The 26,223-nt window shown below is 49.9% G+C and carries 28 protein-coding genes; 6 read left to right on the top strand and 22 right to left on the bottom strand.

The window, feature by feature from the left end:
- Positions 1-19: 19 nt before the first annotated feature.
- From Q4526_RS04060 to Q4526_RS04085, 6 genes are read right to left on the bottom strand one after another with little or no spacing between them, the layout of a single operon-like run.
- A complete protein-coding gene (locus Q4526_RS04060) occupies positions 20-418 on the bottom strand; it encodes a type IV pilin protein (protein ID WP_215975622.1) in 399 nt (132 codons plus the stop codon).
- An 11-nt stretch (positions 419-429) separates the two neighbouring features.
- Positions 430-4,608: a pilus assembly protein gene (locus Q4526_RS04065; RefSeq protein WP_215975623.1), complete on the bottom strand. Its 4,179-nt coding sequence runs from the start codon at positions 4,606-4,608 to the stop codon at positions 430-432.
- Positions 4,609-4,643: 35 nt separating this feature from the next.
- Positions 4,644-5,174 carry a PilX N-terminal domain-containing pilus assembly protein gene (locus tag Q4526_RS04070; protein ID WP_215975624.1) on the bottom strand — a complete coding sequence of 177 codons (531 nt, stop codon included), beginning with the start codon at positions 5,172-5,174 and terminating at the stop codon, positions 4,644-4,646.
- Positions 5,175-5,194: 20 nt separating this feature from the next.
- Positions 5,195-6,220: a PilW family protein gene (locus Q4526_RS04075; protein ID WP_215975625.1), complete on the bottom strand. Its 1,026-nt coding sequence runs from the start codon at positions 6,218-6,220 to the stop codon at positions 5,195-5,197.
- A gap of 10 nt (positions 6,221-6,230) precedes the next feature.
- Positions 6,231-6,623, bottom strand: coding sequence for a type IV pilus modification protein PilV (gene pilV / locus Q4526_RS04080; RefSeq protein ID WP_215975626.1), 393 nt, complete (start codon positions 6,621-6,623; stop codon positions 6,231-6,233).
- 2 nt (positions 6,624-6,625) lie between these two features.
- On the bottom strand, positions 6,626-7,219 hold the full coding sequence (locus Q4526_RS04085; RefSeq protein ID WP_215975627.1) for a GspH/FimT family pseudopilin: 594 nt from the start codon (positions 7,217-7,219) through the stop codon (positions 6,626-6,628).
- Positions 7,220-7,379: 160 nt separating this feature from the next.
- On the opposite strand from Q4526_RS04085, the gene Q4526_RS04090 reads away from it, so the two are divergent.
- Positions 7,380-7,895: a GspH/FimT family protein gene (locus Q4526_RS04090; protein ID WP_215975628.1), complete on the top strand. Its 516-nt coding sequence runs from the start codon at positions 7,380-7,382 to the stop codon at positions 7,893-7,895.
- On the opposite strand, the gene ispH is transcribed toward Q4526_RS04090, so the two are convergent.
- From ispH to murJ, 6 genes are all read right to left on the bottom strand, one after another.
- On the bottom strand, positions 7,892-8,824 hold the full coding sequence (gene ispH, locus Q4526_RS04095) for a 4-hydroxy-3-methylbut-2-enyl diphosphate reductase (RefSeq protein WP_215975629.1): 933 nt from the start codon (positions 8,822-8,824) through the stop codon (positions 7,892-7,894). The genes Q4526_RS04090 and ispH overlap by 4 nt on opposite strands.
- A gap of 37 nt (positions 8,825-8,861) precedes the next feature.
- Positions 8,862-9,311, bottom strand: coding sequence for a peptidylprolyl isomerase (locus tag Q4526_RS04100; protein WP_215975630.1), 450 nt, complete (start codon positions 9,309-9,311; stop codon positions 8,862-8,864).
- Positions 9,304-9,816, bottom strand: a complete 513-nt coding sequence (gene lspA, locus Q4526_RS04105) for a signal peptidase II (protein ID WP_215975631.1) — start codon at positions 9,814-9,816, stop codon at positions 9,304-9,306. The genes Q4526_RS04100 and lspA overlap by 8 nt, the downstream gene beginning before the upstream one ends.
- Positions 9,817-9,825: 9 nt before the next feature.
- The gene (gene ileS, locus Q4526_RS04110) at positions 9,826-12,627 is read right to left on the bottom strand and encodes an isoleucine--tRNA ligase (RefSeq protein ID WP_215975632.1); all 2,802 of its coding nucleotides are present in this window, start codon (positions 12,625-12,627) and stop codon (positions 9,826-9,828) included.
- Positions 12,620-13,588, bottom strand: a complete 969-nt coding sequence (gene ribF / locus Q4526_RS04115) for a bifunctional riboflavin kinase/FAD synthetase (RefSeq protein ID WP_215975633.1) — start codon at positions 13,586-13,588, stop codon at positions 12,620-12,622. Before ribF ends, ileS begins: the two co-directional genes overlap by 8 nt.
- A gap of 105 nt (positions 13,589-13,693) precedes the next feature.
- Positions 13,694-15,277 (bottom strand): murein biosynthesis integral membrane protein MurJ, encoded by a 1,584-nt coding sequence (murJ, locus tag Q4526_RS04120; protein ID WP_303604853.1) that lies wholly within the window; start codon positions 15,275-15,277, stop codon positions 13,694-13,696.
- A 154-nt stretch (positions 15,278-15,431) separates the two neighbouring features.
- Here murJ and Q4526_RS04125 point away from each other — a divergent pair, with 154 nt between their 5' ends.
- Both Q4526_RS04125 and Q4526_RS04130 read left to right on the top strand, forming a co-directional pair.
- Positions 15,432-15,710: a YebG family protein gene (locus tag Q4526_RS04125; protein ID WP_215975634.1), complete on the top strand. Its 279-nt coding sequence runs from the start codon at positions 15,432-15,434 to the stop codon at positions 15,708-15,710.
- A gap of 323 nt (positions 15,711-16,033) precedes the next feature.
- On the top strand, positions 16,034-16,744 hold the full coding sequence (locus Q4526_RS04130; protein WP_303604854.1) for a DUF599 domain-containing protein: 711 nt from the start codon (positions 16,034-16,036) through the stop codon (positions 16,742-16,744).
- A gap of 18 nt (positions 16,745-16,762) precedes the next feature.
- Here the strand turns inward: Q4526_RS04130 and Q4526_RS04135 are convergent, their stop codons facing one another.
- Both Q4526_RS04135 and Q4526_RS04140 read right to left on the bottom strand, forming a co-directional pair.
- Positions 16,763-17,275 (bottom strand): hypothetical protein, encoded by a 513-nt coding sequence (locus Q4526_RS04135; RefSeq protein WP_215975635.1) that lies wholly within the window; start codon positions 17,273-17,275, stop codon positions 16,763-16,765.
- Positions 17,269-17,928: an SDR family oxidoreductase gene (locus tag Q4526_RS04140; protein ID WP_215975636.1), complete on the bottom strand. Its 660-nt coding sequence runs from the start codon at positions 17,926-17,928 to the stop codon at positions 17,269-17,271. The genes Q4526_RS04135 and Q4526_RS04140 overlap by 7 nt, the downstream gene beginning before the upstream one ends.
- Before the next feature lie 83 nt (positions 17,929-18,011).
- On the opposite strand from Q4526_RS04140, the gene Q4526_RS04145 reads away from it, so the two are divergent.
- Positions 18,012-18,653: an SDR family oxidoreductase gene (locus Q4526_RS04145; RefSeq protein ID WP_215975637.1), complete on the top strand. Its 642-nt coding sequence runs from the start codon at positions 18,012-18,014 to the stop codon at positions 18,651-18,653.
- Here Q4526_RS04145 and cls read toward each other — a convergent pair.
- Positions 18,650-20,092 carry a cardiolipin synthase gene (gene cls / locus Q4526_RS04150; RefSeq protein WP_215975638.1) on the bottom strand — a complete coding sequence of 481 codons (1,443 nt, stop codon included), beginning with the start codon at positions 20,090-20,092 and terminating at the stop codon, positions 18,650-18,652. The genes Q4526_RS04145 and cls overlap by 4 nt on opposite strands.
- A 67-nt stretch (positions 20,093-20,159) precedes the next feature.
- Positions 20,160-20,516, bottom strand: coding sequence for a YibL family ribosome-associated protein (locus Q4526_RS04155; protein ID WP_215975639.1), 357 nt, complete (start codon positions 20,514-20,516; stop codon positions 20,160-20,162).
- A 148-nt stretch (positions 20,517-20,664) separates the two neighbouring features.
- On the opposite strand from Q4526_RS04155, the gene Q4526_RS04160 reads away from it, so the two are divergent.
- Complete coding sequence (locus Q4526_RS04160; RefSeq protein ID WP_215975640.1) at positions 20,665-21,549, top strand: alpha/beta hydrolase; 885 nt, start codon at positions 20,665-20,667, stop codon at positions 21,547-21,549.
- Positions 21,550-21,617: 68 nt separating this feature from the next.
- Here Q4526_RS04160 and Q4526_RS04165 read toward each other — a convergent pair whose 3' ends face one another.
- The 4 genes from Q4526_RS04165 to Q4526_RS04180 all read right to left on the bottom strand — a co-directional run bounded on the left by Q4526_RS04165 (position 21,618) and on the right by Q4526_RS04180 (position 23,662).
- Positions 21,618-22,355 (bottom strand): class I SAM-dependent methyltransferase, encoded by a 738-nt coding sequence (locus tag Q4526_RS04165; RefSeq protein ID WP_215975641.1) that lies wholly within the window; start codon positions 22,353-22,355, stop codon positions 21,618-21,620.
- 156 nt (positions 22,356-22,511) lie between these two features.
- Positions 22,512-22,859, bottom strand: coding sequence for a hypothetical protein (locus Q4526_RS04170; RefSeq protein WP_215975642.1), 348 nt, complete (start codon positions 22,857-22,859; stop codon positions 22,512-22,514).
- 90 nt (positions 22,860-22,949) lie between these two features.
- A complete protein-coding gene (locus Q4526_RS04175; RefSeq protein WP_215975643.1) occupies positions 22,950-23,243 on the bottom strand; it encodes a hypothetical protein in 294 nt (97 codons plus the stop codon).
- Positions 23,244-23,395: 152 nt separating this feature from the next.
- Positions 23,396-23,662: a hypothetical protein gene (locus Q4526_RS04180; RefSeq protein WP_215975644.1), complete on the bottom strand. Its 267-nt coding sequence runs from the start codon at positions 23,660-23,662 to the stop codon at positions 23,396-23,398.
- Positions 23,663-23,888: 226 nt separating this feature from the next.
- On the opposite strand from Q4526_RS04180, the gene Q4526_RS04185 reads away from it, so the two are divergent.
- Entirely contained in the window at positions 23,889-24,908 is a 1,020-nt protein-coding gene (locus tag Q4526_RS04185; protein WP_215975645.1) for a transposase, read from the top strand.
- A 172-nt stretch (positions 24,909-25,080) separates the two neighbouring features.
- On the opposite strand, the gene Q4526_RS04190 is transcribed toward Q4526_RS04185, so the two are convergent.
- The gene (locus Q4526_RS04190; RefSeq protein ID WP_215975646.1) at positions 25,081-25,458 is read right to left on the bottom strand and encodes a hypothetical protein; all 378 of its coding nucleotides are present in this window, start codon (positions 25,456-25,458) and stop codon (positions 25,081-25,083) included.
- Positions 25,439-26,086 carry an RHS repeat domain-containing protein gene (locus Q4526_RS04195; RefSeq protein ID WP_303609531.1) on the bottom strand — a complete coding sequence of 216 codons (648 nt, stop codon included), beginning with the start codon at positions 26,084-26,086 and terminating at the stop codon, positions 25,439-25,441. The genes Q4526_RS04190 and Q4526_RS04195 overlap by 20 nt, the downstream gene beginning before the upstream one ends.
- Between the last annotated feature and the right edge of the window lie 137 nt (positions 26,087-26,223).

The following is a 26,223-nucleotide window of genomic DNA, read 5'->3' on the forward strand; positions in this document are numbered from 1 at the left end:
TATTCTTCTCAAACAACTGTCACCAACACCGCCCAGCTGAATCTGGCGATGCATCTTTTTCGCCTAAGTTATTAATACTAAACTCTTGACAGTCTGAGTCCTTCTCTTGAGGAGTTCCAGATTTTGGGGTGGCTGTAGCCTCGAAACTTTGCCCCCCATCAGCTATTGCCACGGTAATAGAATACAAGCCTTCGGCAGAATCTTCCGTACCTACCGTACTACAGTCAGTAAAATCAAAATCCCGACTGTAGCACCTATGCATTTGCTGCACTCTATCATTTAATGTGGCTTTGGCATCTGCTCGGTTACTTTTTCTCACACTATCTAAATAGGAGGGGTAAGCAATAGCGCCGATGATCCCCAAAATAGCAACCACGATTAACATTTCAATTAATGTAAAACCCTTATTTTTTTGCATATGCTTACCCCCTACTGAACTTGTCGCCACGATTGACGGCCGCGAGTCACACTGGGCTCGCCCGTGCAGATAAACTCTACGCTGCCATCACTATTTTGTTGAATAATAAACGTTCCACCATCGCAAGGGACAGGGTCGCCGCCACCGGTTCCTGCGTCATTAGGTGGCGACAATTTAGCTAAGGTTGAACTTTCAATGCCCTCTTGAGGGTCTGTATCATCTTCACCCTCCGAGAAAGGCGAGTAAGATGAATACAGACCACCTACACCGATCAAGGCCATAATCCAACTGTTACCACCAAAGTCGCAAGGGCTATCGGTTGGTACCACGGTTGGAAAAATAACACGATCAAACAGAAGAATAGGCTTATCCACCACTCTCTCACCGGAAACCGTATCGAAGTCTAGAACCCAACCCTCGTGAGTCTCCCAGTCTATCTCATCACCATTGGGACCATCGCCCTCATAGACTTGGCGAGAAGAATTAACTTCTGACTGGATTTTTTTTTCGAACAATGCATCACGGTCAACGAGAGCCCCGGTATCAGCAATTGCATAAAAGCTTTGCAGAGACTGATCACTCAAATCCCCCGTAGCTTGGTAACTACCTGTGCCAAAATAAACCATCACACCATCTGTACCGTCAGTGAATTTTCGGAAGGGATTTAAACCCAGCACAGGTGAGGACGTGATAGCTTGGTCATCTTCCGCCTCGAATAGCTTATATTCCAAATCCAAATTTTCAAGATCGAACTTATACAGATTACCTTTTTGATCTCCCGCATAAGCGTAGTTAGGTAAAAAGCCTGCTCCAACCGACAAGGCCGGTTCACTCAAGCCGTTATCGTTGCCTTCACCCGTTTCAATGTATTGAGGTGTGAAACTTCCATCAAGCGGGATCACCACCAACCGTGCATTGGCATCATGACTGTTATAGCCATTACCCACCAATACGGCCCAGCTGCCATCCGGCATAGGTGCCACCACCGGTGTACTGGTGACATTGCCAATTTTAGGTGCATTATTTTCGTTATATTCAAACAACACATTGTCTGCATTAAACGATGCTGGATCCGTAACATCCAAACCAAAAACACCTTGGCCACCGGCCCCGAGTGTGCCCACCAATATAGTTCGCCACTTACCATTTACATAAGCATCACCAACAAAAATTTGACCGTCGACAGAAAAACGATGGGGGTTGAACGAAGAGCCATAATTTTCATCAGTACGACGCTTCAACTGCTCGTAGACTGTAGAGGGTATATAAGCAAACAATTCCTGCCCAGTTAGTCCATCGAATGCGTGCAACATGCCATCATTAGCGCCGACAAAGACCGTGCGACTATTTTTACTATCAGCAAATGCTTGGTAGTCGTCTGCACCATTGGCATCAATACGTGAGTAACCGTAGTTATCCAGACCGGCATACTTGGGGTTAGAGTTAACGATGTCCCCTAAACGCTGGTCAGGGTCACGCTCATTAAAGCCGACCACTTCTTTACCGCGTGTCCAGTCAACCCGATCCGAGCCAGCGCCATCTGCCGCATTTAAAATAGATTTTTGGTCAGCACTGAGCTTACCCCATTCGAACTCCACTGCACTTGCACCATCATGAGTCCAAATGTTACGAGTATCGGCTGATGGAAGTGCACTGGAAGCCGACCACATCACATCACCCAAGCCGACATTTCCCAGTGGTGCAGCAATTAGGTCACCACTCCAACTGGTGGTATTAAATGTCGCTTGGTAGGCAACCGAATCAGTCCCCAGGCGGGTAGAGTTGGTCGCAACCGCACTAGCAGAACCTGCCGCCTGAGCGAAAGTTTCCAGTGCGGTTTCAAGCGATTCTTCCAGTGCACGTGGATCTGTGGCGTAGAAATAGGTGGGTGCATCGTCACCGGGCGGTGCAGTCACCTCATTACCGGTTTCATCTTGAGTATCAAACCCGCCCCAGCGCGAGGCGTAGTACAGCGGCTGCTCTAACGTAGCACTGGCTGATGTTTGCAACGTAAACACCTGTGTGGTAGCAGCAGCTTCAGGTGCGTTACAAGCACCTTGGCCGCCTGTATTACGACAAATACAGTTAGTATCTTCACCATCACAGGTTAAACCATCGGTGAAGTCACTCGCACGAGCGAATCCATTAATCCCCGAATGAGCATGGAAGCCGTCCTTATCAGTCCCGCCAATAACATAACCAAAACCCATTGGGTTGCCAGTTGACTGTGCTACCACTTGCGTGGTGATGGCCACTTTATCACTCGACACATGGTAATCAATCATACCCCACATATCTTGGTCAAAATCACCACCCTGCTCACTGTCTTCCCAGTTTACATACAAGGTACCTGTGTGAATTGCACTCGAATGATTTTGCTCAACCACTTTAAAATCCACAATGGCACAATTACCATCGGGGCTGGGAGTGCGGTTGCGACAAGCGGGTAACAGGGTTACCTCATCCGCTGAATTCGGTACAGGTATTGTTATGCTAGGCACCGCTGGTGCAAGTGCAATACCAAAGGTTTGAACCGTTTCTTGCCCGGGAGCAATACCATTAACACGGGCGTGATAGGCTAAACCTGCAATCGCATAACTCCCCTCTAATCGAGGAGCGTCTGGGCACGTACCCGCCACTGCTGATAAGCTATCGACTTTTTTAGCGGTGCAAAGTTGGTTTTGATCGCTCCCAGACTCACCAATAAAATAGCTACCACCATGAATCCCCTCAGCACTGCCCACATAATCGGTAAGGGAATTTAAAGTCTGGCCGCCTTGCGCAATATCAGAAAAACTACTCAGTTCATCGCCATCATAAGAGCTGGTCGAGGCGTTAAACTGCATCACTGCAGTGGGAGCACAATAATTATCTTCATTGACAGGGTCGACCCAGGCGACCTTATTTAGCGTTGAAATGATGCCACTGTCATCGGTGTCAAACGCACCATTAGCGGTTTTCCCTGCCAAATAACGCAATGATTCCAGGTATATTTCCGATTGCGGGTTGCCCCAGTTGGTACACTGACCATTATTGAAACTACCCCTACCCCAGGAGCAGTTATCAGCGTTATTATAAAGTCCGTCGCTGTATTGGTAACGTGCAATGCGCAGGCTATCTAAAGTTTTTACAATGCTTTCACCGCTACTCGGAACAACAAATACACCATTAGCGTTAACCTCTTCTGCCATACTGGCTACATTTTTTCGCAACACACCGCCGGACTTGTTTTTGGTGTAAGAGCCTGTCATTAAACCAAACCAAATGGCGTCATCTTCTCCGTAGTTCTGCAGCAACCCTACGGGCTTTAACGAGCCATCATCATATTCTTTACAGCTTTCGTTATTAGTAGCCGATATACCATTGGCGCACACTTTAACCCGTACCGAGTATTTATCGGCGGAATTAGGAGAAGACGAATGAGCATAAATACCCGACGCAGTACTGCTATTACCATTGTTTCCTTGACCGATAACACATTGATCCCGCTCATTACTGGCCCAGAGTGAGTAATTGCCTTTGGCTACTAAAATAGCAGGCGCCGCTGTTATATCCTGCGACTGACCCGACCCGGCAGGCGTGACATTACATAAAGTCAAACCACTATTTGCACTCATTTCCACGCCTGAGGTGGAACCGTAAGGCGTCAATTTATTCAAGTCTGAACCATTATAATATTTGGCAAAAGCATGGGCATCTTCAGGTAGAAAAGCACGCTCTAAGATGGTTTCAGTTTTAGAATCTTTTTGTCGTTTTCCACCGTACAAAATTTTCCGAACGGCATCCATCCGGGTCATGGTGGCCCAGTTCATGAAGTTGCCACTCCAGTTACCTGAACAATAATGTCCCGAAGCATTACCACTAACGGAAAACACACCACCGGAATAGCTATAACACTTTTCGCTGTCAAAATAGCCGTAGTAGTCGTAGTCGTTCTTATAGGTCGTGTCGACAATACCGTCTTCGTCCAAATCTGAATAATCATCGTACGCTTTAAAAAACAACTGATGATCATTCGACATATTCAGCATGACAATCGGTCGGACAGGCTGAGCCAAAAACAGCGGCATCTGTGCGAGCTGAACGGCATGCACACTGTGAACACTGCCAAGCGACATCAGACCAGTCACTAACGCGACTAGCCAATGCGGGCGTTTAAACATTTTTGTTACATTTTTAATCATGTGCATGTCATTTCCCTCCGTAAACCATTAACGGGAGTAATTTAAATTTCATTGCGATATGTAGATTGCACGATCACTTGTGCATCTGTTGACCCACCCACCGCGCGTGATGTCACTCGATAACGAACATCCATTCCTGCCTTCATAAGGCTGGCAAAATCATTAGCATTACCATCCAACCCTGAACCGTAATAACTCACCTCTTCGACCACGAACATTGGTCGTTCACTAACGTTTGCCAGATCTTCTGCGTAAGTAGCCGCCAAGGCTTTCCAATTGACATCGTAGTCTTGCCAAAAAGCAGTGCTAGAACTATCCAGCGATTCAATAAACCCCTGCTGCAGCCCAACGGGTACAGTGGCAACGCCCCCGATCAAGCTAGCCTCGGCTTGACGCAGTGCCGACTCTGAGGCCTGGAATGCAAGTTGTCGATCCCGCATATTGCCGGCCATTTGCTCTTGCAGAGCCGTGCCGCGCACTGCCGACAAACCGACAATGGTAATAGCCAAGACCATAATCAGCCCAACAATTAATGTGGCGCCTTGCTGTTGAAAAAAATTGTTTTTTCGCATATAACGCGTCTCCAATTCGATTAGGGCAAACGGGGCCTAGCGCCCACAGTCGTAGAAAATACTTGCCGTATACGATTATCATCGGCTGTTACTTCTTCGCCTGCAAAATCATAGGTTTGCTTATCTACAGTGGCATTATCATCGGGCGTCTGAACCAAAACATCCATTCGGATAGCCACGGCATTTCCCCAATCCACACCTGCATCGTAGTCCAGGAACACATCTGCCTGAGGGTCATCGTCATTAGTAATGCCGACGGTATAATTAATATTTTCCACTCCCCGTAGCAATTGAAATGCCGGATTATTTTGCACTTTTTGATACAAGCCTAAAGCCCCATCGCCATCTTCGGCTATGTAATACACAACGTTGTTGAGACTAAACACTTCAGCACCAACGTCGATGGTATCTTGCCGAGCATCCCCACCGCCCCAAACGGTTCGAGCGTTGCCAGGATCGGCCCCTGCGGCATGACTAATCGCAACCTCACCCGCCATTTCTGCTAAACCCGTCGCCTGGAATATAATCGCTTTATCGCAGTCCGCCGCGACCACTATATCGTTTTCACAAATGCCGCTTGGGCAATCTTCCCCTGGAGGGGTAGTCAGGTCGACAAATACCTGGTTCGCGGTATTTACTCGAGAAACAGACACTGAGCGCTCATTGGCCGTTTGTACAATCAACACAGGCGTATCATCGACAGGCGCGGGGTCTAACACCAACCCTGCGGGCAAAGCATTATCCGCATAAACACGTAGTGAATTTTCCAAACTGAAATTACTGCCATACATATTAGTATTGTTTAATGAATTTTTTAAATTCCAAGCCGTAACATCGGCGCAGCCAAAGTACCCTGCCTGGCGAATATCTCGCGCCAAATAATCAACGGCCAAACGCCCCGTTTCCTGCAAGCGCGAGAGTCCCTGCTGAGTGGTAAAAACCGACTTACTGGAGACAAACATCTGCACCACGCCTGTCATTAGTACAATCCCTAAAGTGATTGCAACCATTAACTCGACAATCGAAAAACCAACTTGACGTTTCATGTGAGGGCCTTTAAATCCGTGATACATATTCAAACGTTGCCTTTTCAGCGTCACCTTCATCATCTCCCTCGACCGGCTCAGCCCAAGAGATCGAAACAGTACAAGTGCGACCGGCACATGCCACGTCACCTTCACCATCGGGCAATACCGAAACCAGCTGATCAACGTTGGGCTGAACCACCGCGCCGCCGACCTCAAACCAACCCGTGTCAGATAATATGCGCAATTGCTCCAATATATCGTAGGCGATAATATTAGCTTGAGAACGTAGATATGCACTGCCGTTATATTGCAATGAACGGGTTTGCAGTGCGGCAACGGCCATTAAGGCCGTTGAGAGAATCAGCGCCGTTACCAGCACTTCTATCAAACCAACCCCGTTTTGCGACTTCTGGTTTCTCATGCTCAACTACCCTCCGGGCATTCGGTTTTATTAACATCCATCATTCCCGCCACCCCAATACTAATTTGGCGCTGCTTGCTACCCTTGCAGCCATCGACGTGCACCGTAAAGGTCACCGGAGTCGTATTGTTATTACCGCCAATACGGGCCAGCTCACCGGTACTGGTATAACGAACAAAACTAACAGCGCCGCCATTATCAGCTGCAATCCTACTGTCGCCGTGAGGCGCGTCAAACTGGGCGACAATATCGCCAACGACCACCGCACCAGCACCGTCAGTAACTGCATCATCCGTCACAATCAACCAACCGTTCGTCCAAGCGCCGCCACATGCACTCATAGCCGCATTGGCTGCGCAAATACTGACCCTCTCACCACGCTTAATAGCCTCAGTGCGGGTAATCTGTAGAGCGTTTGTCAACTCCTCACTCAGCGCTTCCGAGCGGTTATTTGTCAGCAAAGTGCTCATATTGGGGGCCGCTAAAGCAATCAAAACAGCAACCACAGCAACCGTCAGCATTAACTCGATAATCGTAAAGCCCAAAGAGCGATGGGGTTGAGCATTCTCAGGGCACATAGGTTGTATCCGATTCAAAGTTTATTCTCCAGCCATTGCACATTTGACAAACAATTCTGCCATTACTATGTTCGTTAAATTAGCACACGCTAAATTGCAACATAACGAGAAGAGGATATACGGTTAAGCAATCGGTCTGAACGGACACTCAAGAAGCATTAGACGCCAGGGAGGCATCATGAACCACAATGGATTCACTCTTATAGAAGCTATTATAACGCTGCTCATTCTTGCTATTCTCGCCGTACTGGCCACCCCCATCTTCCAGCGTTTAATTCAGGATTTACGGGTTGAGACCACTATGTGGAGCCTATTCGAAGCCACTCAGATCACCCGCTCCTACGCCATTAAAGCCAATAAGCGTGCCAGTATGAGCGCCAATCCAACGTGGCAGCAAGGCTGGCAAATTTTCTACGACAACAACCACAACGGCGAGCCGGACAACGATGAGACCATTCTATTATCAATGAGCGATATACCAGAAGGGATCACCATTGAGGGCAATCAGCCAGTGGCTGATTATATCTCTTATCTAGGAAGCGGTGAGAGCCGGTGGGCGACGGGAAAACGCGGCGGAGGATTCCAAGCGGGAACACTGACCATTTGCCCGGAGGCTGACGGCGAAGGCTATAAACTGATTCTTGCCCGCGGCGGCCGCGTCCGCAAAGAGAAACTGGAACCCGAAGAGTGTTAGCGCAATGCTTTAGGCAAAGAAAATTGAATTGTCTCCGGAATGCCGTCCACCTCTTGTGGGGAGTCCGCACCATGCTGGACCAAGGTGGCAATGACCTGCTGCACCAAGGTCTCTGGCGCCGAAGCCCCTGCAGTAATCCCCACTTGGCGCTTGCCGACCAACCAATTACTATCAATTTGCTCCGGACCGTCAACTAGGTAAGCCTCGGCACCACAGCGCTCGGCCAACTCGCGGAGCCGATTTGAATTGGAGCTATTGGGCGAACCTACCACTAAAACCAAGTCGCACTCTAACGCCAACTGACGCACGGCATCTTGCCGGTTGGTGGTTGCGTAACAAATATCGTCTTTGCGCGGCCCCTCAATATTGGGGAAAGTTTGCCGCAGTGCAGCAATGATTTTAGCCGTATCATCCATGGATAAAGTGGTTTGAGTGACATAAGCCAGATGCTCAGGATCTGCAACCTTCAATCGCTCTACATCTTGCTCATTTTCCACCAGATAAATCTTCCCACCCTGACTGGCATCGTACTGGCCCATGGTGCCTTCCACCTCTGGATGACCCTGGTGACCAATTAAAATACACTCTCGCCCATCGCGGGCGAAGCTGGTCACCTCCATATGCACCTTAGTCACTAGGGGACAAGTGGCATCGAACACCTTGAGCTGGCGTTGGTCGGCCTCATTGCGCACGGCTTGCGAAACTCCGTGCGCACTAAAGATAACAATAACGTCGTCCGGCACTTCGTGTAATTCTTCGACAAACACTGCACCGCGCTCGCGCAGATCATCCACCACATAGCGGTTGTGCACTACCTCATGGCGCACATATATGGGCGCACCAAAAACATCGAGGGCACGATTGACGATATCAATCGCACGATCAACGCCGGCGCAAAAGCCTCGTGGATTAGCCAGTTTAATTTGCATAAGCAACTCTTCGAGTTAGGCGCACTGTTCTGCGCTCTCAGTGTACAGTAGCTGGTTTTATTTCCAATACCGCCACTTTAAAGAGGATGTCTCGACCCGCCAAAGGGTGGTTAAAGTCTATCGTGACTTGCTCATCGTCAAATTCAACCACTACGCCAGGCAATTCAGCATTTTGCGCATCGGCAAACGACAGCATCAGCCCTTCCTCTAGGGTAATGCCGGGGTCAAACTCTGAGCGGTCCACCACCTGAACATTATTAGGGTTGTGAGCACCAAAGCCCGCCTCGGGGCCAAGCAAAAACTCTTCTTCGGTTCCCTCTTCCAAGCCAAACAAAGCCTCTTCAAACCCTTTTAACATTTTGCCATCACCGACGGTAAACTGCGCAGGCTTTGATTCAAAATTAGAGTCAACCAACTCGCCATCGGTGAGCGAGAGAGAAAAGTGTAAGGTTACTGTGGTACCCGGCCCCACACACAAATCACGCATGATCAGATTCCTCTCGCTTGACCTTACCTTCCTCGGAGAAAAACAGCATGTGCACAATCATTAAAAACGCTCCGAAACAAATTGCCGAATCCGCCACATTAAATGCAGGGAAATACTTATCTTGATAATGTACGGAAATAAAATCGACCACATAGCCAAGTGTTAAACGGTCGTACAAATTGCCAACCGCACCACCCAACACAAACCCCAGCGCCATGCTCTCTAGCCAACGTTCGCGCGCAATGCGGTAAAGCCAAATCGTAATCGCAATACTCATCCCTACGGCAATGGCGGTAAAAAACCAGCGCTGCCAACCGCCGGCATCGCTTAAAAAGCTAAATGCCGCACCGTGATTGTGCAGTAATGTCCAATCAAAAAAACTCGTCACTGTTACCGGCTGACCGTAATTAAGGTGCGCAACCGCAACCGCCTTACTCCACTGATCGAGCACAATGACCAACAGCGCTACTGCATACCACCCCCAAGGGTGAAGAATTTTTTTCATCGCAACACCTTAAGCGTAGTAACGCACTTCACCGGCGCCTTCGATATTATCGACACAGCGCTTACAAATAGTGGAATGCTCGGCAATTGCACCCACATCAGCACGATGGTGATAACAGCGCTCACACTTGGCATAAGGTGACTTCACCAATCCAACTTGCAGCCCTGCGACTTCGGTGGCCACAGCGTCAGGTGGCGCATCGGTCAAATCAGCCAGCTGCGCGGTTGAACTAATTAAAATAAAACGCAGCTCGTCGGCCACTTTTGCCAAGGCTGTTTTTAAGTTGGTATCGCAGTACAGTGTAAGCTCTGCAGTCAGTGAACCGCCAAGAGTGCCCTCGCCGCGCGCCGTTTCCAGCACACGGTTAACGGCAGTCTTCACATCGACCACTTGCTGCCAAAATTCATCACCGAACTCATCATCGGTAAAATCCGGCAACTGGTACCACTCGGCCGCAAACACACTGCCAATACGATTTCCCGGCACTTGCTGCCACATTTCATCCGCTGTAAAGCTCAAAATGGGCGCCATCCAGCGAACCATGGCCTCTGACAAATAATACAGTGCCGTTTGCGCCGATAAGCGTGGTCGCGAGTCTGCCTTGGTGGTGTATTGGCGATCTTTAATAATATCCAGATAAAAACCACCCAACTCCACCACACAAAAATTGTGCAGTTTCTGATAAATTTGATGTAACTGAAAGTTATCGTAGGCAGCAATTAATTCCTGCTGCAGCACTTGCGCACGACGCACGATCCAGCGATCCAGCGCCACCATATTATGGCTAGCAACCATATCAGTTGCCGGATCAAAGCCATTCAAATTAGCCAACATAAAGCGGGCGGTATTGCGAATCCGGCGATAGGAGTCTGCCGTGCGCTTTAGGATTTCGTCACTAACGCTCATTTCAGAACTAAAATCTGTCGCCGCCACCCACAAGCGCAATACATCTGCCCCGAGCTCGTTGACCACTTTTTGAGGCGAGACGGTATTACCAATAGATTTAGACATTTTGCGGCCGTCGGCATCCACCGTAAAGCCGTGAGTCAGCACAGTTTTATAAGGGGCGTTGCCATTCATTGCCATGGCGGTTTTAAGTGAAGACTGAAACCAACCGCGGTGTTGATCAGATCCTTCCAAATATAAGTCGGCCGGATAACGTAAACCTTCACGCTGCTCCAGAACTGCATAATGAGTCACGCCCGAGTCAAACCACACATCCAGTGTATCGGTTACTTTTTCGTAATGGCCGGCATCATCGCCAAGCAACGGGGCAGCATCAAGCTCGTACCAAGCATCCATTCCCTCCCGCTCAACCGCTTGAGCCACCTGCTCAATCAGCTCAGGCGTTCGAGGGTGTAAGTCACCAGTTTCTTTATGTACAAACAAAGCGATCGGCACGCCCCAAGTACGCTGACGTGAAATACACCAATCCGGACTCGATTCCAGCATAGAGTCGATACGCGCACGCCCCCAGTTGGGCACCCAGTTCACATGCTCAACCGCCTCAGAAACCTGGCCGCGCAAATCGTTCTTGCTCATACTGACAAACCACTGCGGTGTGGCGCGAAAAATCAACGGCGTCTTAGTTCGCCAGCAGTGCGGAAAACTGTGAGTGATTTTATCTTCACAAAAAAGCGCCTGTTTCTCCTTCAGTAAATCTAGTACTTTTTCATCGACCTTATACACATGCTCGCCAGCAAAGACAGGCACATGATCGCGGTATATACCGTTATCATTGATGTAATTGAGCGTACCAATATCGTATTTTTTGCCAACCAAAAAGTCATCCACACCGTGATCGGGTGCCGTATGAACACAACCGGTACCCGCATCGAGGGTGACATGATCACCCAGCAAGATAGGGACTTGGCGGTCGTAGAATGGATGTTGCAGCAGCAAGCCTTCCAGCGCTCTACCATCTATTCGCCCGACTACTTGATAATCACTGACCTCGGCTCGGGCTACGACAGACTCAAGCAAACCTTCGGCCACGACCAAACGCTCACCCGCCACTTGCACCGCGACGTAATCCAGCTCTGGATTAACACTGACCGCTTGGTTGGCCGGCAAGGTCCAGGGAGTCGTGGTCCAAATAACCACTGAAAGATCACCTTCACCGTGTAGCTCAGAAAAAGCGGCAGCGGCTTTGCCTTGATCGGCAAAGGCAAATTTCACATCGATACTGAACGAGGTTTTGTCTTGATACTCAACCTCCGCCTCGGCTAGGGCCGAGCCACCAACGACCGACCAGTAAACTGGCTTAAATCCACGGGTTAAATGGCCATTTTCAACAATCTTACCGAGAGAACGGATAATGTCGGCTTCGAACTTAAAATCCATGGTGAGATAGGGGTTGTTCCAGTCACCGAGAATACCCAATCGCACAAAATCTTTTTTCTGGCCTTCGACTTGGCGTGCAGCATAAGCGCGACATTTTTCACGAAAGGCCTTTACATCGAGCTTTACACCGGCCTTACCGTGCTTTTTCTCAACATTATGCTCAATCGGCAAACCATGGCAGTCCCAGCCAGGAACATAGGGCGCATCAAATCCACTTAAGGTTTTACTCTTAATAATAATATCTTTTAGAACTTTGTTGACCGCATGACCGATGTGAATATCGCCGTTGGCATAGGGAGGTCCATCGTGCAAGATATAAGTGTCGCGGCCCTTACGGGCTTGACGAATTTCCTGATAAAACCCCGCCTTATCCCAGGCTTTAAGCATCTGGGGCTCGCGTTGCGCCAAGTTTGCCTTCATCGCAAACGGGGTATGGGGCAAATTCAAGGTCGATTTATAGTCACTCATGGTCGCTAGTCATACCTTTAACGGTGTTAATGTCGAGGTCGGACAGATACGTCCGACCGCGATGAATATCATCTTGCAATTGTGCTTTTAAAGCGTCTAATGATGCAAACTTGTGCTCATCACGCAGCTTAGCGTGAAAACGCACAACAATGGGATGGCCATAAATAGTGCGATCAAAATCAAACAAATGCACTTCTAACAATGGCTCAGGCACATCACTCACTGTGGGCTTAACCCCCACATTCGCTACCCCAAACAATAGCTCGCCATCGACTCGAGCACTAATCACAAACACGCCAGACAGTGGCGAGCGATGGCGCAGTAGTCGAATATTTGCCGTGGGCACGCCGATTTCTCGGCCCAACTTGCGACCATGCGCGACCCTTCCGGCAATCGTATAAGGGCGCCCTAGGCAGGCCTCAGCCCGCTCAAAATCACCTTGAGCCAACAACTCCCGAATACGGGTACTGCTGATTCGTTCAGCCCCTATCATTAAGGTGCAGGTATCGGTTACCGAGAAGCCGTTTCTTTCCCCTGCCGTTTTGAGCAACGAGTAATCCCCGGCGCGGTCGCAACCAAAGCGAAAATCATCGCCCACCACCAGATGCTGGATAGCCAGCCCATCCAATAATACCCGCTGGACAAACTGGCCGGCGGTCAGGCTGCGCAATTCATGATTAAAATGCAAACACAACACTCGGTCGACACCAGACTGCGCCAGGGCATCGAGCTTTTCCCGCAGGCGCATTAAACGCGCGGGCGCCTTATCGCGAGCAAAATACTCATGGGGCTGAGGTTCGAACAGAATAACCACCGAGGGCAAGTTGGCGGCGCGAGCGGCCTCAGCCAATTGACTCAATATAGCCTGATGCCCTAAATGCACACCATCAAAGGTGCCAATAGTTGCCACCGAACCTCGGTGAGTAGGTCGCAGATTGTGTAAGCCGCGTATTAATTGCACTCTGGGAGCCTCTCGCCCGTCTTCCAGTGGCTGTTAAAGCCGCCGATCCCGGCGCGAGAGTATACAGCACAGGCAGTTTGTACGCGAGGCAACCCCGCGCACTCCTTAAAAAGAAGCTTGGCGCAAATCTTTCAGGCGCAAGCCGCCGGCCAGCAAAATAAAGGCGTAAATCAAAGCCCCAGCCCCACACAACAAGGCCAAACGCCAGATTCGCTCCAGCGCACTCCAGTCGCCCCAAACCGGCCACAGAGTAAGCCCCCAGTAAAGCAGCCCCGCCATAACCACATTGGCCAGCAGCACTCGCAACAAAAACTTCAACCAGCCCAAGTTTGGCTGGTAAATACCGCGCTTGAGCAGCCCCCTAAACAGCAAGCCTACGTTAATGTAGGCCGACAGGCTCGTCGCCAGCGCCAACCCGACAAAACCCAGCTGGTAATAATGGTGTAAGGGCACCACAAACAAGCCGTTCAGCACCATATTAGCCACCATTGCCACCACCCCAATTCGCACGGGGGTTTTCATATCTTGGCGGGCATAAAAGCCAGGCGCCAGCACTTTAATCAGCATAAACGCCAACAAACCTAGAGCATAGGCGCGCAAGCTCATACTCGCCATGGCGGTATCGTGCTCAGACATAGCACCGTATTGAAATAATGTGGTTAAAATCGGCTCGGCCAAAATCACCAAGGCCACCACCGCCGGCACCGCGATTAACACCACCCAACGCATAGCCCAATCAAGAGTGCGAGAGAAAGCCTCTGGGTTGCTGGCACTGTATTGCCGAGCCAGATTGGGCAAAATAACCGTGGCGATCGCCACCGCAAAGACCCCCAGAGGCAGATCCGCCAAGCGCTCTGAATAATACAACCACGACGGACTGCCATCGGGCAGCAGCGAAGCGATAATCGTATCCAACATCAAGTTTATTTGACTGACCGATACGCCAAATAGGGCGGGAACCATGAGCGCCAGAATGCGCTTCACGCCCGGATCACGCCAGTCGAGCTTGGGGACGGGGGCGATATGCAGCGGCCGCAAAAAAGGCAGCTGAAACAAAAACTGCAACACTCCAGCGGCCAGCACGCCCCAAGCCAAACCCATAGCGGGGGTAGCAAATAATGGGGCGGCAAAGAGCGCGGCCACAATCAAGGTAATATTAAGTAAGACGGGGGTAAAAGCCGGTATTGCGAAGCGATCGTAACTATTGAGTATGGCGCCGACCAACCCACTAAGAGAGATCAACATTAAATAAGGGAAGGTGATGCGGATCATATCAGTGGCTAAGGCAAATTTCTCTGGACTGTCGAGCCGAAACCCAGGAGCAAATACCGTTGCCACCAGCGGGGCACCAGCTACCGCCAAAGCGGTAACGACTAAAAGCACCAGTCCCAGAGCACCGGCAACCCGATCCACCAGAGCCTGCACTGCCGCATGGGGGCCATTTTGCCGATATTCCGACAATACCGGCACAAACGCCTGCGCAAATGCGCCCTCGGCAAATAGCCGGCGCATAAAATTCGGAATCTTAAAAGCGACAATAAACACATCCGCCCCACCCCCAGCACCAATGGTATGGGCAAAGACCACATCGCGCAGCAACCCAAGCACGCGCGAGAGCATGGTCATCACACCCACTTTGGAGCTGGACTTAAGCAAGCCGGGCTTAGGTTTTACGGCAGTTGTCGACACATTTCATCCTGAGCTGTAGTTAATAGCGACATTATCCATACCCTGCCACCTCTTGAACAGCACCTAAATCGCCCCGAACCACACAACCCTCAGTTGACAATATCGCCACAACCCGATACTGTACATCCAAACAGTATCGCAATGGAGGTAAACCATGGCTGTAATTGCCGTATGGAAATGTGACCGGGATGGAAAGATGTTTGACGATAAAAAAGCCGCCGAAGCTCACGATAAAATGCTCGAACTGGCCGCTAATATTACCGATTTGATTGAAAACTCTGTTCAAGGCATTAGTGAAGAGCACAGCGAGGCAATTGGTTTACTGCTGGCGGGCAAAAGTGAGGTATTGGCCAAGGCCTGTAAGGGCAAGCCAGAGTTACTGCTGGACGAAACCACCGACGACAGTGTAACCCCTATAGTCGCCAACCAGTGACTCTTCGAACAAGCCGACACGATGACTCCGGCTTGAGCTAAGCGCCGGGCGGCCCCACCACGCCGCCAATCCACACGGCGCCTGCACTGGCGCATCGCTTCCACTACGTGCCAGCGCAGTTTTTTACCGCCGCACTCCCCTCAACGGTGTGGCGGCTTTTTACGTTGATACACCAGCTTATCTTTTCACGCAAGAACTGACCGACCATTTCCAACAGAGATTTTTGGTCGAACAACCCGTCATCGAAAAGTCTCGCAAGTCGTGTAGAATTAACCTGTCCCAGCCTCAAACTGAGTGAGCCACACCACAGACAGGAGATATGAGTGAGCACGTACGACTGGATAAACCTTTGCGCAGCCCTATGGCTGTTTGTTGCCTGGACAGGTTACGCTCGCTTTGCCCGCAAGAGAGCCCGTACCGATCACTGCTTAGCCTCGACCCTGCATGTCTATCGCAAAAGCTGGATGATTGAAATGCTGGGCAGGCAAAACCGAATTGCCGATACTGCATTGGTGGCAAGTCTTGAGAGGAATGTATCCTTTCTCGCCTCAACCTCTATTCTGATTATCGCCGGTCTGGTCACTATTATGGCGTCCATAGATAAAGTGTATATCACCCTGAGCGCCCTACCCTTTGCCAATGACAGCATGACCCCACGGCAGCTGCAGCTAAAAGTAATTTTGCTGCTTATGATTTACGTGTACGCATTTTTTACCCTGACCTGGGCCATGCGCCAGTACGGCTTTTGCGCCATTTTGTTTGGCGCTGCTCCCGCTCACGACGCCGACATTTCGACAGAGGAGAAGCGGCGCTACGCGATCAGCACCGCCAAAATTATTGACCAAGCGGGTCATAGTTATAACTATGGGTTGCGCGCCTATTACTTTTCTCTGGCGGTACTGCCTTGGTTTTTTAACACCTGGCTATTTATCGCCGCAGTAGCGACGGTGGTAGGCGTGCTTTATCGGCGAGAATTTCAATCCACCACATTAAGAACACTGGCATATGATCTTAAACTACCACCGAAAGCCTAAAGGCTGATTAACTCCCGCTTAAAGCAAAGCATAGCGGCGAATCAGCTCAACCAGACGTTCTATTCGTTCATTAGACAATTGCCGATAATCCAAATAAGGCGTAACCAATACACGCTGCTGCGCCGCCACCGCAAAGTGCGCATCGAGCCACTGCAAGCCCGCGATATTAAGCGCTGAGGCGTAGCCTTTCCCCGCGACCAAATACAGCGGGGGCCGCTCGTTTGATTTAGGGAATTCTAGCTGGGGCGGCGTAAACAGCAACGCCAGGCGCGAGCCCGACTGCAGTAAACGCCGATCACGAAACTCTTGCCATGTTGGCGGCCAACCCGGCTCCACACCGAGGGCATAAACCACTTTGGCATAAACATTAAACAACTTGCGCCAGTGGTTACTGGTGTTCGCCACGATATGCTGTAACTCACCGGGCAGCAGTGGTGCGAGGTTCTCCCGCACAGGGTAATCATCCAGCGGCGGCCGGTTGGCGACACAAAACGCCAACCGGTACCCGGTATCACCTATGCCTGCTACCAAGGCAAAACCTCACCACTGGAGTGCCAAAAAGTGCCGGTATTATCCAAAGTTAAACCATTAATGCGCTCCATTAAACGCTCGGCGGCCTGATCGGGGGTAATATCACCAACCCCACCGATCATTTCGGTACCCACTAACCCCGGATGCAAAATCGCCACCGCCACACCGCGACTTTTTAAATCTTGTGCCAGCGACATACCAGCGGCATTGAGTGCTGCCTTTGACATCCGGTAACCGTAGCGACCGCCGCTGGTGTTATCGGTAATAGAGCCCATACGACTGGTAATCAACGCAACTTTTGCACCCGAGCTCAACTGCCCCGCCAACGCATCAGTAACACGCAGCGGCGCCAGTGCGTTGATTTCAAACTGATCGCGAATAGTGGCCACATTAAGATCACCCAAGCTTTCATTGCGTAAAATGCCGGCATTATTGATCAATAAATCGATGCTCACTCCAGACAGCGAATCCACCAACACCTTCAGCCCCTGGTCGGTACCGACATCAACTCCGTCGAGCACTTCAGCTCCTGAGTGTTGCAACTCAGCTGAGGGGGTACGACAAGCGGCGTACACCGTGGCGCCTTGTGCCAAATAATGTTTAACGAACGATAAACCAATACCACGATTGGCTCCGGTAATAACAACATTCATACTTCGAACTCCTCTAACGCTTAGCGCATTGAATGGCGGTTAGGTTACCATAGCAAGGTTTCATTTAAATACCGGAGGGCAGCATGAGCACACTGATTATTGGCGCGGGCGGTCAAATAGGCCGCCTGCTGACTCGCGATCTCTGCCAGGCGGGTGACGAGGTGCGCGCAATGGTGCGCACCCCCAACCCGGAATTGCAAACCCTCGGGGCCGAGGTTTGCATTAGTGACCTGGAACAGGATTTCTCCCACCTTTTTAATGGCTGTCAAAAGGTGGTTTTTAGCGCAGGATCCGGCGCTAAAACTGGCGCGGACAAAACTATTTTAGTCGACCTGTGGGGCGCAATAAAAGCTATCGATTACGCGGCTCAAGCGGGCGTAAAGCATTTTGTTATGATCAGCTCGCGCGGAGCAGAAAACCCAGACAAAGGACCTGCGGCAATTAAACATTACGCAGTGTGTAAAAAGTTGGCCGATGACCATTTAATACGAAGCCAACTACCTTTTACCATTTTGCGCCCCGGGCGACTGCTGAACGAACCTGCCCGCGGCACTATCAGCACCACCTTGCCTACCGACCCGGAGCAGCAAGTGATTACCCGCGCCGATGTGGCCGCGGTGGCCGCCTTTTGCCTGCAAAACACCAGCGCCCAAAATGCTATTTACCCGCTGGTTAATGGTGAGCAAACGCTAAGTGATGCGTTTTTATCCGAGCCTGACAATTAAATTAACGGGCTTACCAAGTGAACGATATTTTCAATAAACCGGGACAGTGCGCTGCGCTGTCGCCACTGCTCAATGTGCACCTCGCTAGAGTCCTGCCGGTAGGCCGCCAATACCTTCGCCAATTGCTGCACCGTTGGAGCATCGTAAATAATCATAGTCATTTCGAAGTTCAACCACAGCGAACGTAAATCCAAATTAACCGTACCAAAAAATGCAAGACTGTCATCAACCACGACCGCCTTTGTGTGCAACAAACCCTTGCCATAGGTAGCAATGGCTACGCCCGCCTCCAGCAGCGAAGAGAAGTAAGAGTGGCTGGCGTGTCGCACTAAAAATGAATCGACCTTTTCGGGCACAATCACACTCACCCGCACTCCACGCCGAGCGGCAATCTTTAGCGCATGCTCCAGTGCCTCGCCGGGCACAAAATACGGCGTCACAATATCGACCGACACCTTGGCTCCGTAAATCGCCTGCAGCAAGGCATTTAAAATACTTTCTTTTGCCACATCGGGGCCGGACGGTGCCACCTGTAACAGGGCCGAGCCCGCAGCGGCCGGAGCCGACGGCAAGGCGTCGGGCAAGGTGGTGCCACACTCCACTTGCCAGTACCACCGGAAAACAGCATCAAATTGCACCACCGCGGGCCCTTCAACCCGGGCCATCACATCAATCCATTGGCCGACTCCGGCATCCGCCTTAAAAAACTCAGGGTCCACTAAATTAAAACTTCCCATGTAGGCCACGCGCTGATCGACAATGACCGATTTGCGATGATTACGCAGGTCATAACGCGCCAATTGCCAGGGAATAACACCAATAGGACAGGCCTTCTCAATACTTACCCCTATACGGGTAAGACGGCGGTAGGGCTTAGAGCCAAAAAAAGCCGAACTGCCAACGGCATCCAGCATAATGCGAACCACAACATTGCGCTCTACCGCGCGCTCAAGGGCATCAACTACCTTGTTAGTCGCCCCACCGGGCTGCCAAATATAAAATTCGATATGACAGTATGATTGCGCCTGGTTAATATCTTGTACTAACGCATCGATAATGGCGGGCGCGGTCTCAATAAATTGCACCCTGTTACCGCCTACAGGGTCGATGCCCGACACAAAAGCCTCTAATCGGGCCAGCGGCTCGGCCGCACTGTGGTAGCGGCGCCAATCAATCGGCGGCAAACTAAGTGGCACAGAGTCCAAGTACACAAAGCGCAATCGCGCCTCGCGCTGGGCGCGCTTTACCCCCAAAAACCGCTCGCCAAACAATAGGTAGAGCGCGCCGCCTAAATAGGGAAAGACAATGAGCACTAATATCCATGCCAAGGTTACGCCCACCGGCAAACGGCGCATAATCACGCGCACCGCCATACCAATAACCAGTAAAAAATAACCCCAAATAAAAAGCTGCTGAATAAAAGCGACTAAACCGTTCACCACACCTCCAACACGCCCCTCACCAACGATTAACAACCGTCAGCATATCAGAGACACGAGCCAGTGTTTAAAATGCCTTCGGAGCAAACCCGGTAACGACTTTAACACCCATTTTCTTACCGACAGCGGTTAAAGGGTGTACAACCACTAAACCTTTAACCGATTTTTTTAACTTGCCCATATCAGCCTGCTCTTGCTTGGTAAGGGGGCGATTAAAAGGCATATTTTTGATATCGAGAGCGGTTTGATCGGCCTGGCGAGTTTTAATTTCATTATTGGCAGCCAGCTCACTTTCGAGTTTGCGTATATCGTTTTGCAATTGCTTGGCCATTATCTCGTCACCTCGCGCTTTCGCTGCAGCGAGCTTACGGCGAGACTTATCGAGTGTATTATTGAGGTTCTGGATGGACTGCTGAAGTTTCAAAATGGACACCTGCACAAATTGTGATTATAGCATGTCTGGCATATCCGGCCGAGGTGGGTGCATTATCTTTGCCCCCGGCCTGTCATCCACGGAACCCGACTCTACGTATCAGTATCGGTAAACTCATTGATCAACCAAGGCCGCCACTGTGAAACGTATTTCACCCTTCACCACTGTATTTAGTCTACTTGCCGGAGCATTAAGCCTTAGCGCGTGTACAGGCACATCGATACTCAATGCCTTAAATCGAGCCGACCAATACCGAACTTACACTGATTTAAGCTATGGTCCAGAGTCGCGCCATACACTGGACATCTACCAACCACTCAACACTCAGCGCAGTGGCTGCATCGTGCTCTTTGTGTATGGCGGAGGATGGACGTCGGGAAGCAAAGAACAGTATGGTTTTGTCGGAGCCCAACTCGCAAAACGTGGCCATACCGTTATTATTCCGGATTACCGCCTTTTTCCTGAGGTCACTCATCCCGATTTTATCCACGATATTGCCCTAGCTACCGCTAGCGACATAGTTGCTCAACACAGGCAAGATCGCCCGTTGGTTATCATGGGTCACTCGGCCGGAGCCATGATAGCGGGGTTAATTAGCTATGATAACCGCTACCTAAAAGCTCAGGGCCTAGACACAACCATCATTAATGGTTATATCAGCCTCGCCGGGCCCCACGATTATTTTCTACCGAGCGAGAAGCCACACTGGCGCGATATATTCGGTGACACGCCCAAACAACAGCGCACGGCACTTACCGCTGAACATATAACCTCTGACAGCCCAAGCACACTGATACTTCATGGGGAAGATGATTACACTGTCGTCCCCAAATCGGCCAGTTCATTGGAGCGTAAACTTACCGCTGCAAACGTTGAAGTCTCCAAGAAACTATATCAAGGCGTCGGCCATGTACGAATTGTGGCAGCCATGGGCTGGCCCCTGCACTTTCTAGCGCCAACGCTAAACGATGTTGAACACAAACTAAATCAACACTGCGCAGAACGCGCCAACCAAAGCACCTAGCCGACAACGGGAGACTTACCTATCATGAGATGCTTACCTATATCACGAGAGGACAAAACCTCAGCGCATTAAGCCTTTTGCAACTCACACACCATTAACACATCGGCAATAGTGCTGGTATCAACCAACCCCTCGGATAAACTCAATGGTTTTTGAAAAAAAAGCCCCAGCGGCATAAAAACACCGTTGTACCAGCGCAGGGCTCTTTTAGGATTTTTTTGTAATTGATCCATACCCCAGTTGACCAACACAGAAGATTTGGGTTTCATGCCAAACCCGGCGCTGTGTAACACCTGTAGGTTGTTCTGCGTCAGTAAGTCCGAAAGCTCTTCACTCTCATAACGCCGATAATGCCCGACCACCTCATCGAATGCGGTCCAGTACGACGAGTGCAAAGGTACAGACATCAATAATTTTGCGCCAGGCTTGGCGACACGACACAGCTCGGCCAAGGCGACATCACCGGCCTCGACATGCTCGATAATATCCAGCGCACAGATCAAATCAAAAGTATTATCGGCATAAGGTAATTGCGTAATATCCCCCGCCTTACTCACGCCCCCCTTAGCAGCGAGCTGCTGCAAAGCCGGCTCACTGATATCGACAAAATGCGTCCCCTCTATTGGCAAACGCGGACGCATACCAGCGCCCACCTCTAGCCGCTCAGGCGCATTGCGAGAATATTCGCTAAAATGCCGCCAGGTATTAAAGCGGCTAGGCTCAATAAGACGAACCTTGGACCACAGGCCATCGTAAAATTTCTGATTGGTTTGGCGTAACCCGGACTGCTCAGCGCCTGACGACATATTCTTACCTGAATGCATGAGTGTTAACACAGGGCTCGGCTGAAATGCACTAAGACCTTAATTTATAACTATCCCATTGGTCACTGCATAATGCAAACCGACCCATGAGCTGCCTTACCTCAGAGAAAATAACCTGCACCGCCGCTTGCCCCTTGATCACTCACTTTCTTGAGTGGGAGCATCAGAGAAGTAATCCTGCATCCAACCAAACAGCGTATCAACACACACTTCGGTTAAAACCTTGCGCTGAAATTCTTCGCTGGCCTCTTCGTCCAGACCGGCAAACTGATAGAGCAACATCCCCGGCTCTTTGTCATGCAGTATCAACATAATACGGCGACGGGTGCGCAAGCAGTCGATTGTCATAACGTCTGCGGGAAAGCCCACATCACGGAGCCCTCGGCGTACCGCCACCACAGGGTTGATATGCTGATAAGCTTGCTGAATTTTAGTGTGGGCCTCAGTGGCCTGATCGGACAGCGCTTTTAGAGGGTCTTCAGACATCGGCGACTCCTGGATAATTGTGCGCAATAGCTTACCAGAGCCAGCCATTAATGGGTAAGGTAGAACACGGTATCGGCGGGGTTTCTGCCCTCAAAGACCTGTAAGCTCAGCCAAGTATTGCCAGACACCAGACTGGACCAAAGCATCCACAGATACCGATGCCGCCGGATCAAAGCAACAGAAGTAATCATCATCCGAAAAAAAGGTTGCCACACGCCGCGCACAAGGCTGTGTGACATAGTGCGGGTGATCGACACTGCAGGCGGCCTTACCCAAAAAATCGGCTAAGCTCATACCTCCATCAAATGCCTTTATGCTTTTATTGGGTAGGGTTACCTGTGCCGGAAAGTACCCCAGGTAACTCGCCGCAAACCAATAAGCCAAAAACTGTCTCGAAAGCCCCAAACTAAGAGGCGCCACCTTTAATTTGTGGATGTCCTTTATTTTCTTTCAGTTTGAGGATGTCTTAGTTTTGATCCGGAACATCGTTGGATGTGTATGTATTTAGCGTCAAAAGGCCCAAATACTTTCACTTCTTAAAATGCCGGCATATATGAAGACCCTATAGTTATGTCTTTGCCATCCTCGGTAAACACACTTACAGTGGATCCAGCCCAACCATGAATAGAAACAGATTGATCATTCATAGCAATCTCGAACACCCCTTCCCCTCCCTCGCCTTTGACAATTAACGATTTCTTCTTTCTCAGCTGATATTTGTCACCCCATGGCTCAATAAATACCTCCATTATATCGGAAGTAGAATTCCTAATTACGATTTCGCCACTATAACCATTATTCATTCTATCAATCCCACATCTTTATTATCTTATCCATCAGCTGTGCCCTAGTTGCCGGGACCGGGCCCGAGGTTGGTGATACATCATCCAACACTTGCTGATACTTTTTATAGAAATTTCTAATTTTCTTCGTGACAAAATTCAGGACACCCACAAATTTGACAATGCCGCACACGTGAACCAAAGTAAATTTAGACAGTAAACATTACCCTATGCTCAAGGAGGAGCCATGACTCAACCCCGCAACCGATTAATTTCTCTCGACGACACTCCGTTCTATCACTGCGTATCCCGCTGCGTGAGGCGGGCATTCTTATGTGGCTCAGGTAAAGACTATAACTTTGAACACCGCCGCGGCTGGATTGCCTATCGACTAAAAGAGTTATCAGCCGTTTTTGCTATTGATGTAGCCGCCTACGCAGTTATGTCGAATCATTATCATGTTGTCTTGCGCGTCAACCGAGACTTGAGTGATTCACTTAGCAAAAATGAAGTGATAGAGCGCTGGAGCCAGCTGTTTAAGGGTCCGCTACTGGTGCAAAGGTTTCAAGGCGGTCAGACACTCTCCCCCGAAGAGTTCAAAATGCTAGACGACATAGTCGCAACGTGGCAACAACGACTATCAAACATCAGCTGGTTTATGCGCTACCTCAATGAGCCTATTGCGCGCTGGGCCAACCAGGAGGATAACTGTACCGGGCGATTCTTTGAGGGACGATTTAAAAGCCAAGCTCTTTTGGATGAGCGGGCTCTACTCGGCTGTATGGCTTATGTGGACTTAAACCCTATTAGGGCCGCAATTGCTGATACACCTGAGAACTCCGACTTCACAAGTATTCAGGAACGACTGGGTATTAAACCAGAGCAACCAATTGAGCCCGCCGCCGAAACACAACCCAAAGAGCCCCTGCCACTGGCGGAACTTATGCCTTTTTCGGGTGGTGAACACCAACACAACCAGCCGAACCACTTACCTTTCGATTTTAGTGACTATCTAGAGCTGGTAGATTGGAGTGGTCGAGCCATTAGAGACGATAAACGTGGCGCAATCGACAAGACCTTACCCAACATACTCGAGCGATTAGGCTTGCCTTCAAGAGATTGGCTGGACATTTTCTGCAATATCGAAAGTCACTTTGGCCGAGCTATCGGACCCGTCGCTAAAGTCAGCGAACTCTGCGAATCGGTCAATGCACGATGGATGCACGGCATTCAAAACTGCCGACGACTTTACCCAAAAACCGGCTAACCTCACACCTCCTATAAATGCCTGTATGCTCTTGGTGGGTAGAGGCGCCTATGCCCGACAATAGCTATTAGACCAGAAAATTCTCCGAGCAATTCACCGCAAACCACTTAAGCCAAAAACTGTCACGAAAGCCCCAAACTAAGAGGCGCCACCTTTAATTTGTGGATGTCCTTTATTTTCTTATTTGCCGGAAGTATTCTACACACCTGCCAATCAGAGGCGACAAATAAACCAAGAAAAGGCCAGGAATAATAATTACATAATATGGACCATGAGGAACATCTACTACTCCAACAACATATAAATAAATACCTCTGAAAACTACAACTAAGGATAGAAGAAATGACAGAACACCTATAATCAATGAATTTTTAATATTCGCAGAATAAAGTAGACCATGTGCAGCCAGAAGCACCAGCATGCACCATACCAGCAACTCGCGATCATCCATTGTTCTGCCACCACTCCACCATAGCCCCAAAAGGCTGACCACATAGAATTGAATCAGAAGCATCTTGCCAATAAAAAAACTAATTTTCTTCGCAATCATCGCAATCCTCTTGAGCCTTGCTATATGCTTGACTCGCAGTCTCAGAAATTGCAACCGCCCAAAAGTAAATTGCACTTCCTCCTGTTAATGCCCACAACTGAAGATCACACGACAACTTTGATTTTCCACATGTAGAATAGCATTCATCATGTTTTCTACAAGCATAACTATAAGGCCCATCAGGAATATGCGAAGCTGCTCTTGGGTCACCGGCCGGACCACAGACAGTACCAAACAGCCCGTATCCAGTATTTGCACTCGCTGGCCTCCAAGCATGATCACAACTTTCAACATTTAAACCATATGAATCGGTAAATTTCAGAGGGTTTTGATATCCATACCCAAACGTATTAATCCCCCCTCGCAACCCAATCGGATCACTCTGCACATACCGACCAAGCCCCGGGTCATAATCCCGAAAGTAGTTATAGTGCAACCCGGCCTCCCCATCATAATACTGCCCCGGAAACCGAAACGGTTGCTCTACAATACTCACGGTTTCGGTCAGCTCACCAAAGGGCGTGTAATCGGCCTGCCATACCACAGTGCCAGAGGCATTGGTTAGTGCCTTGGGTGTGCCTAGATGATCATTGTGGTGAAATATCCAGGACACCCACAAATTTGACAACCTCACATCTCCTTCAAATGCCTTTATGCTCTTGGTGGGCAGGAACTCCTATACCCGGAAATAACTATTAGGCCGGAAAGCACCCCAGGTAACTCACCGCAAACCACTTAAGCCAAAAACTGTCACGAAAGCCCCAA

Source organism: Gilvimarinus sp. 2_MG-2023 (assembly GCF_030547685.1).
Classification (GTDB): Bacteria; Pseudomonadota; Gammaproteobacteria; order Pseudomonadales; family Cellvibrionaceae; genus Gilvimarinus.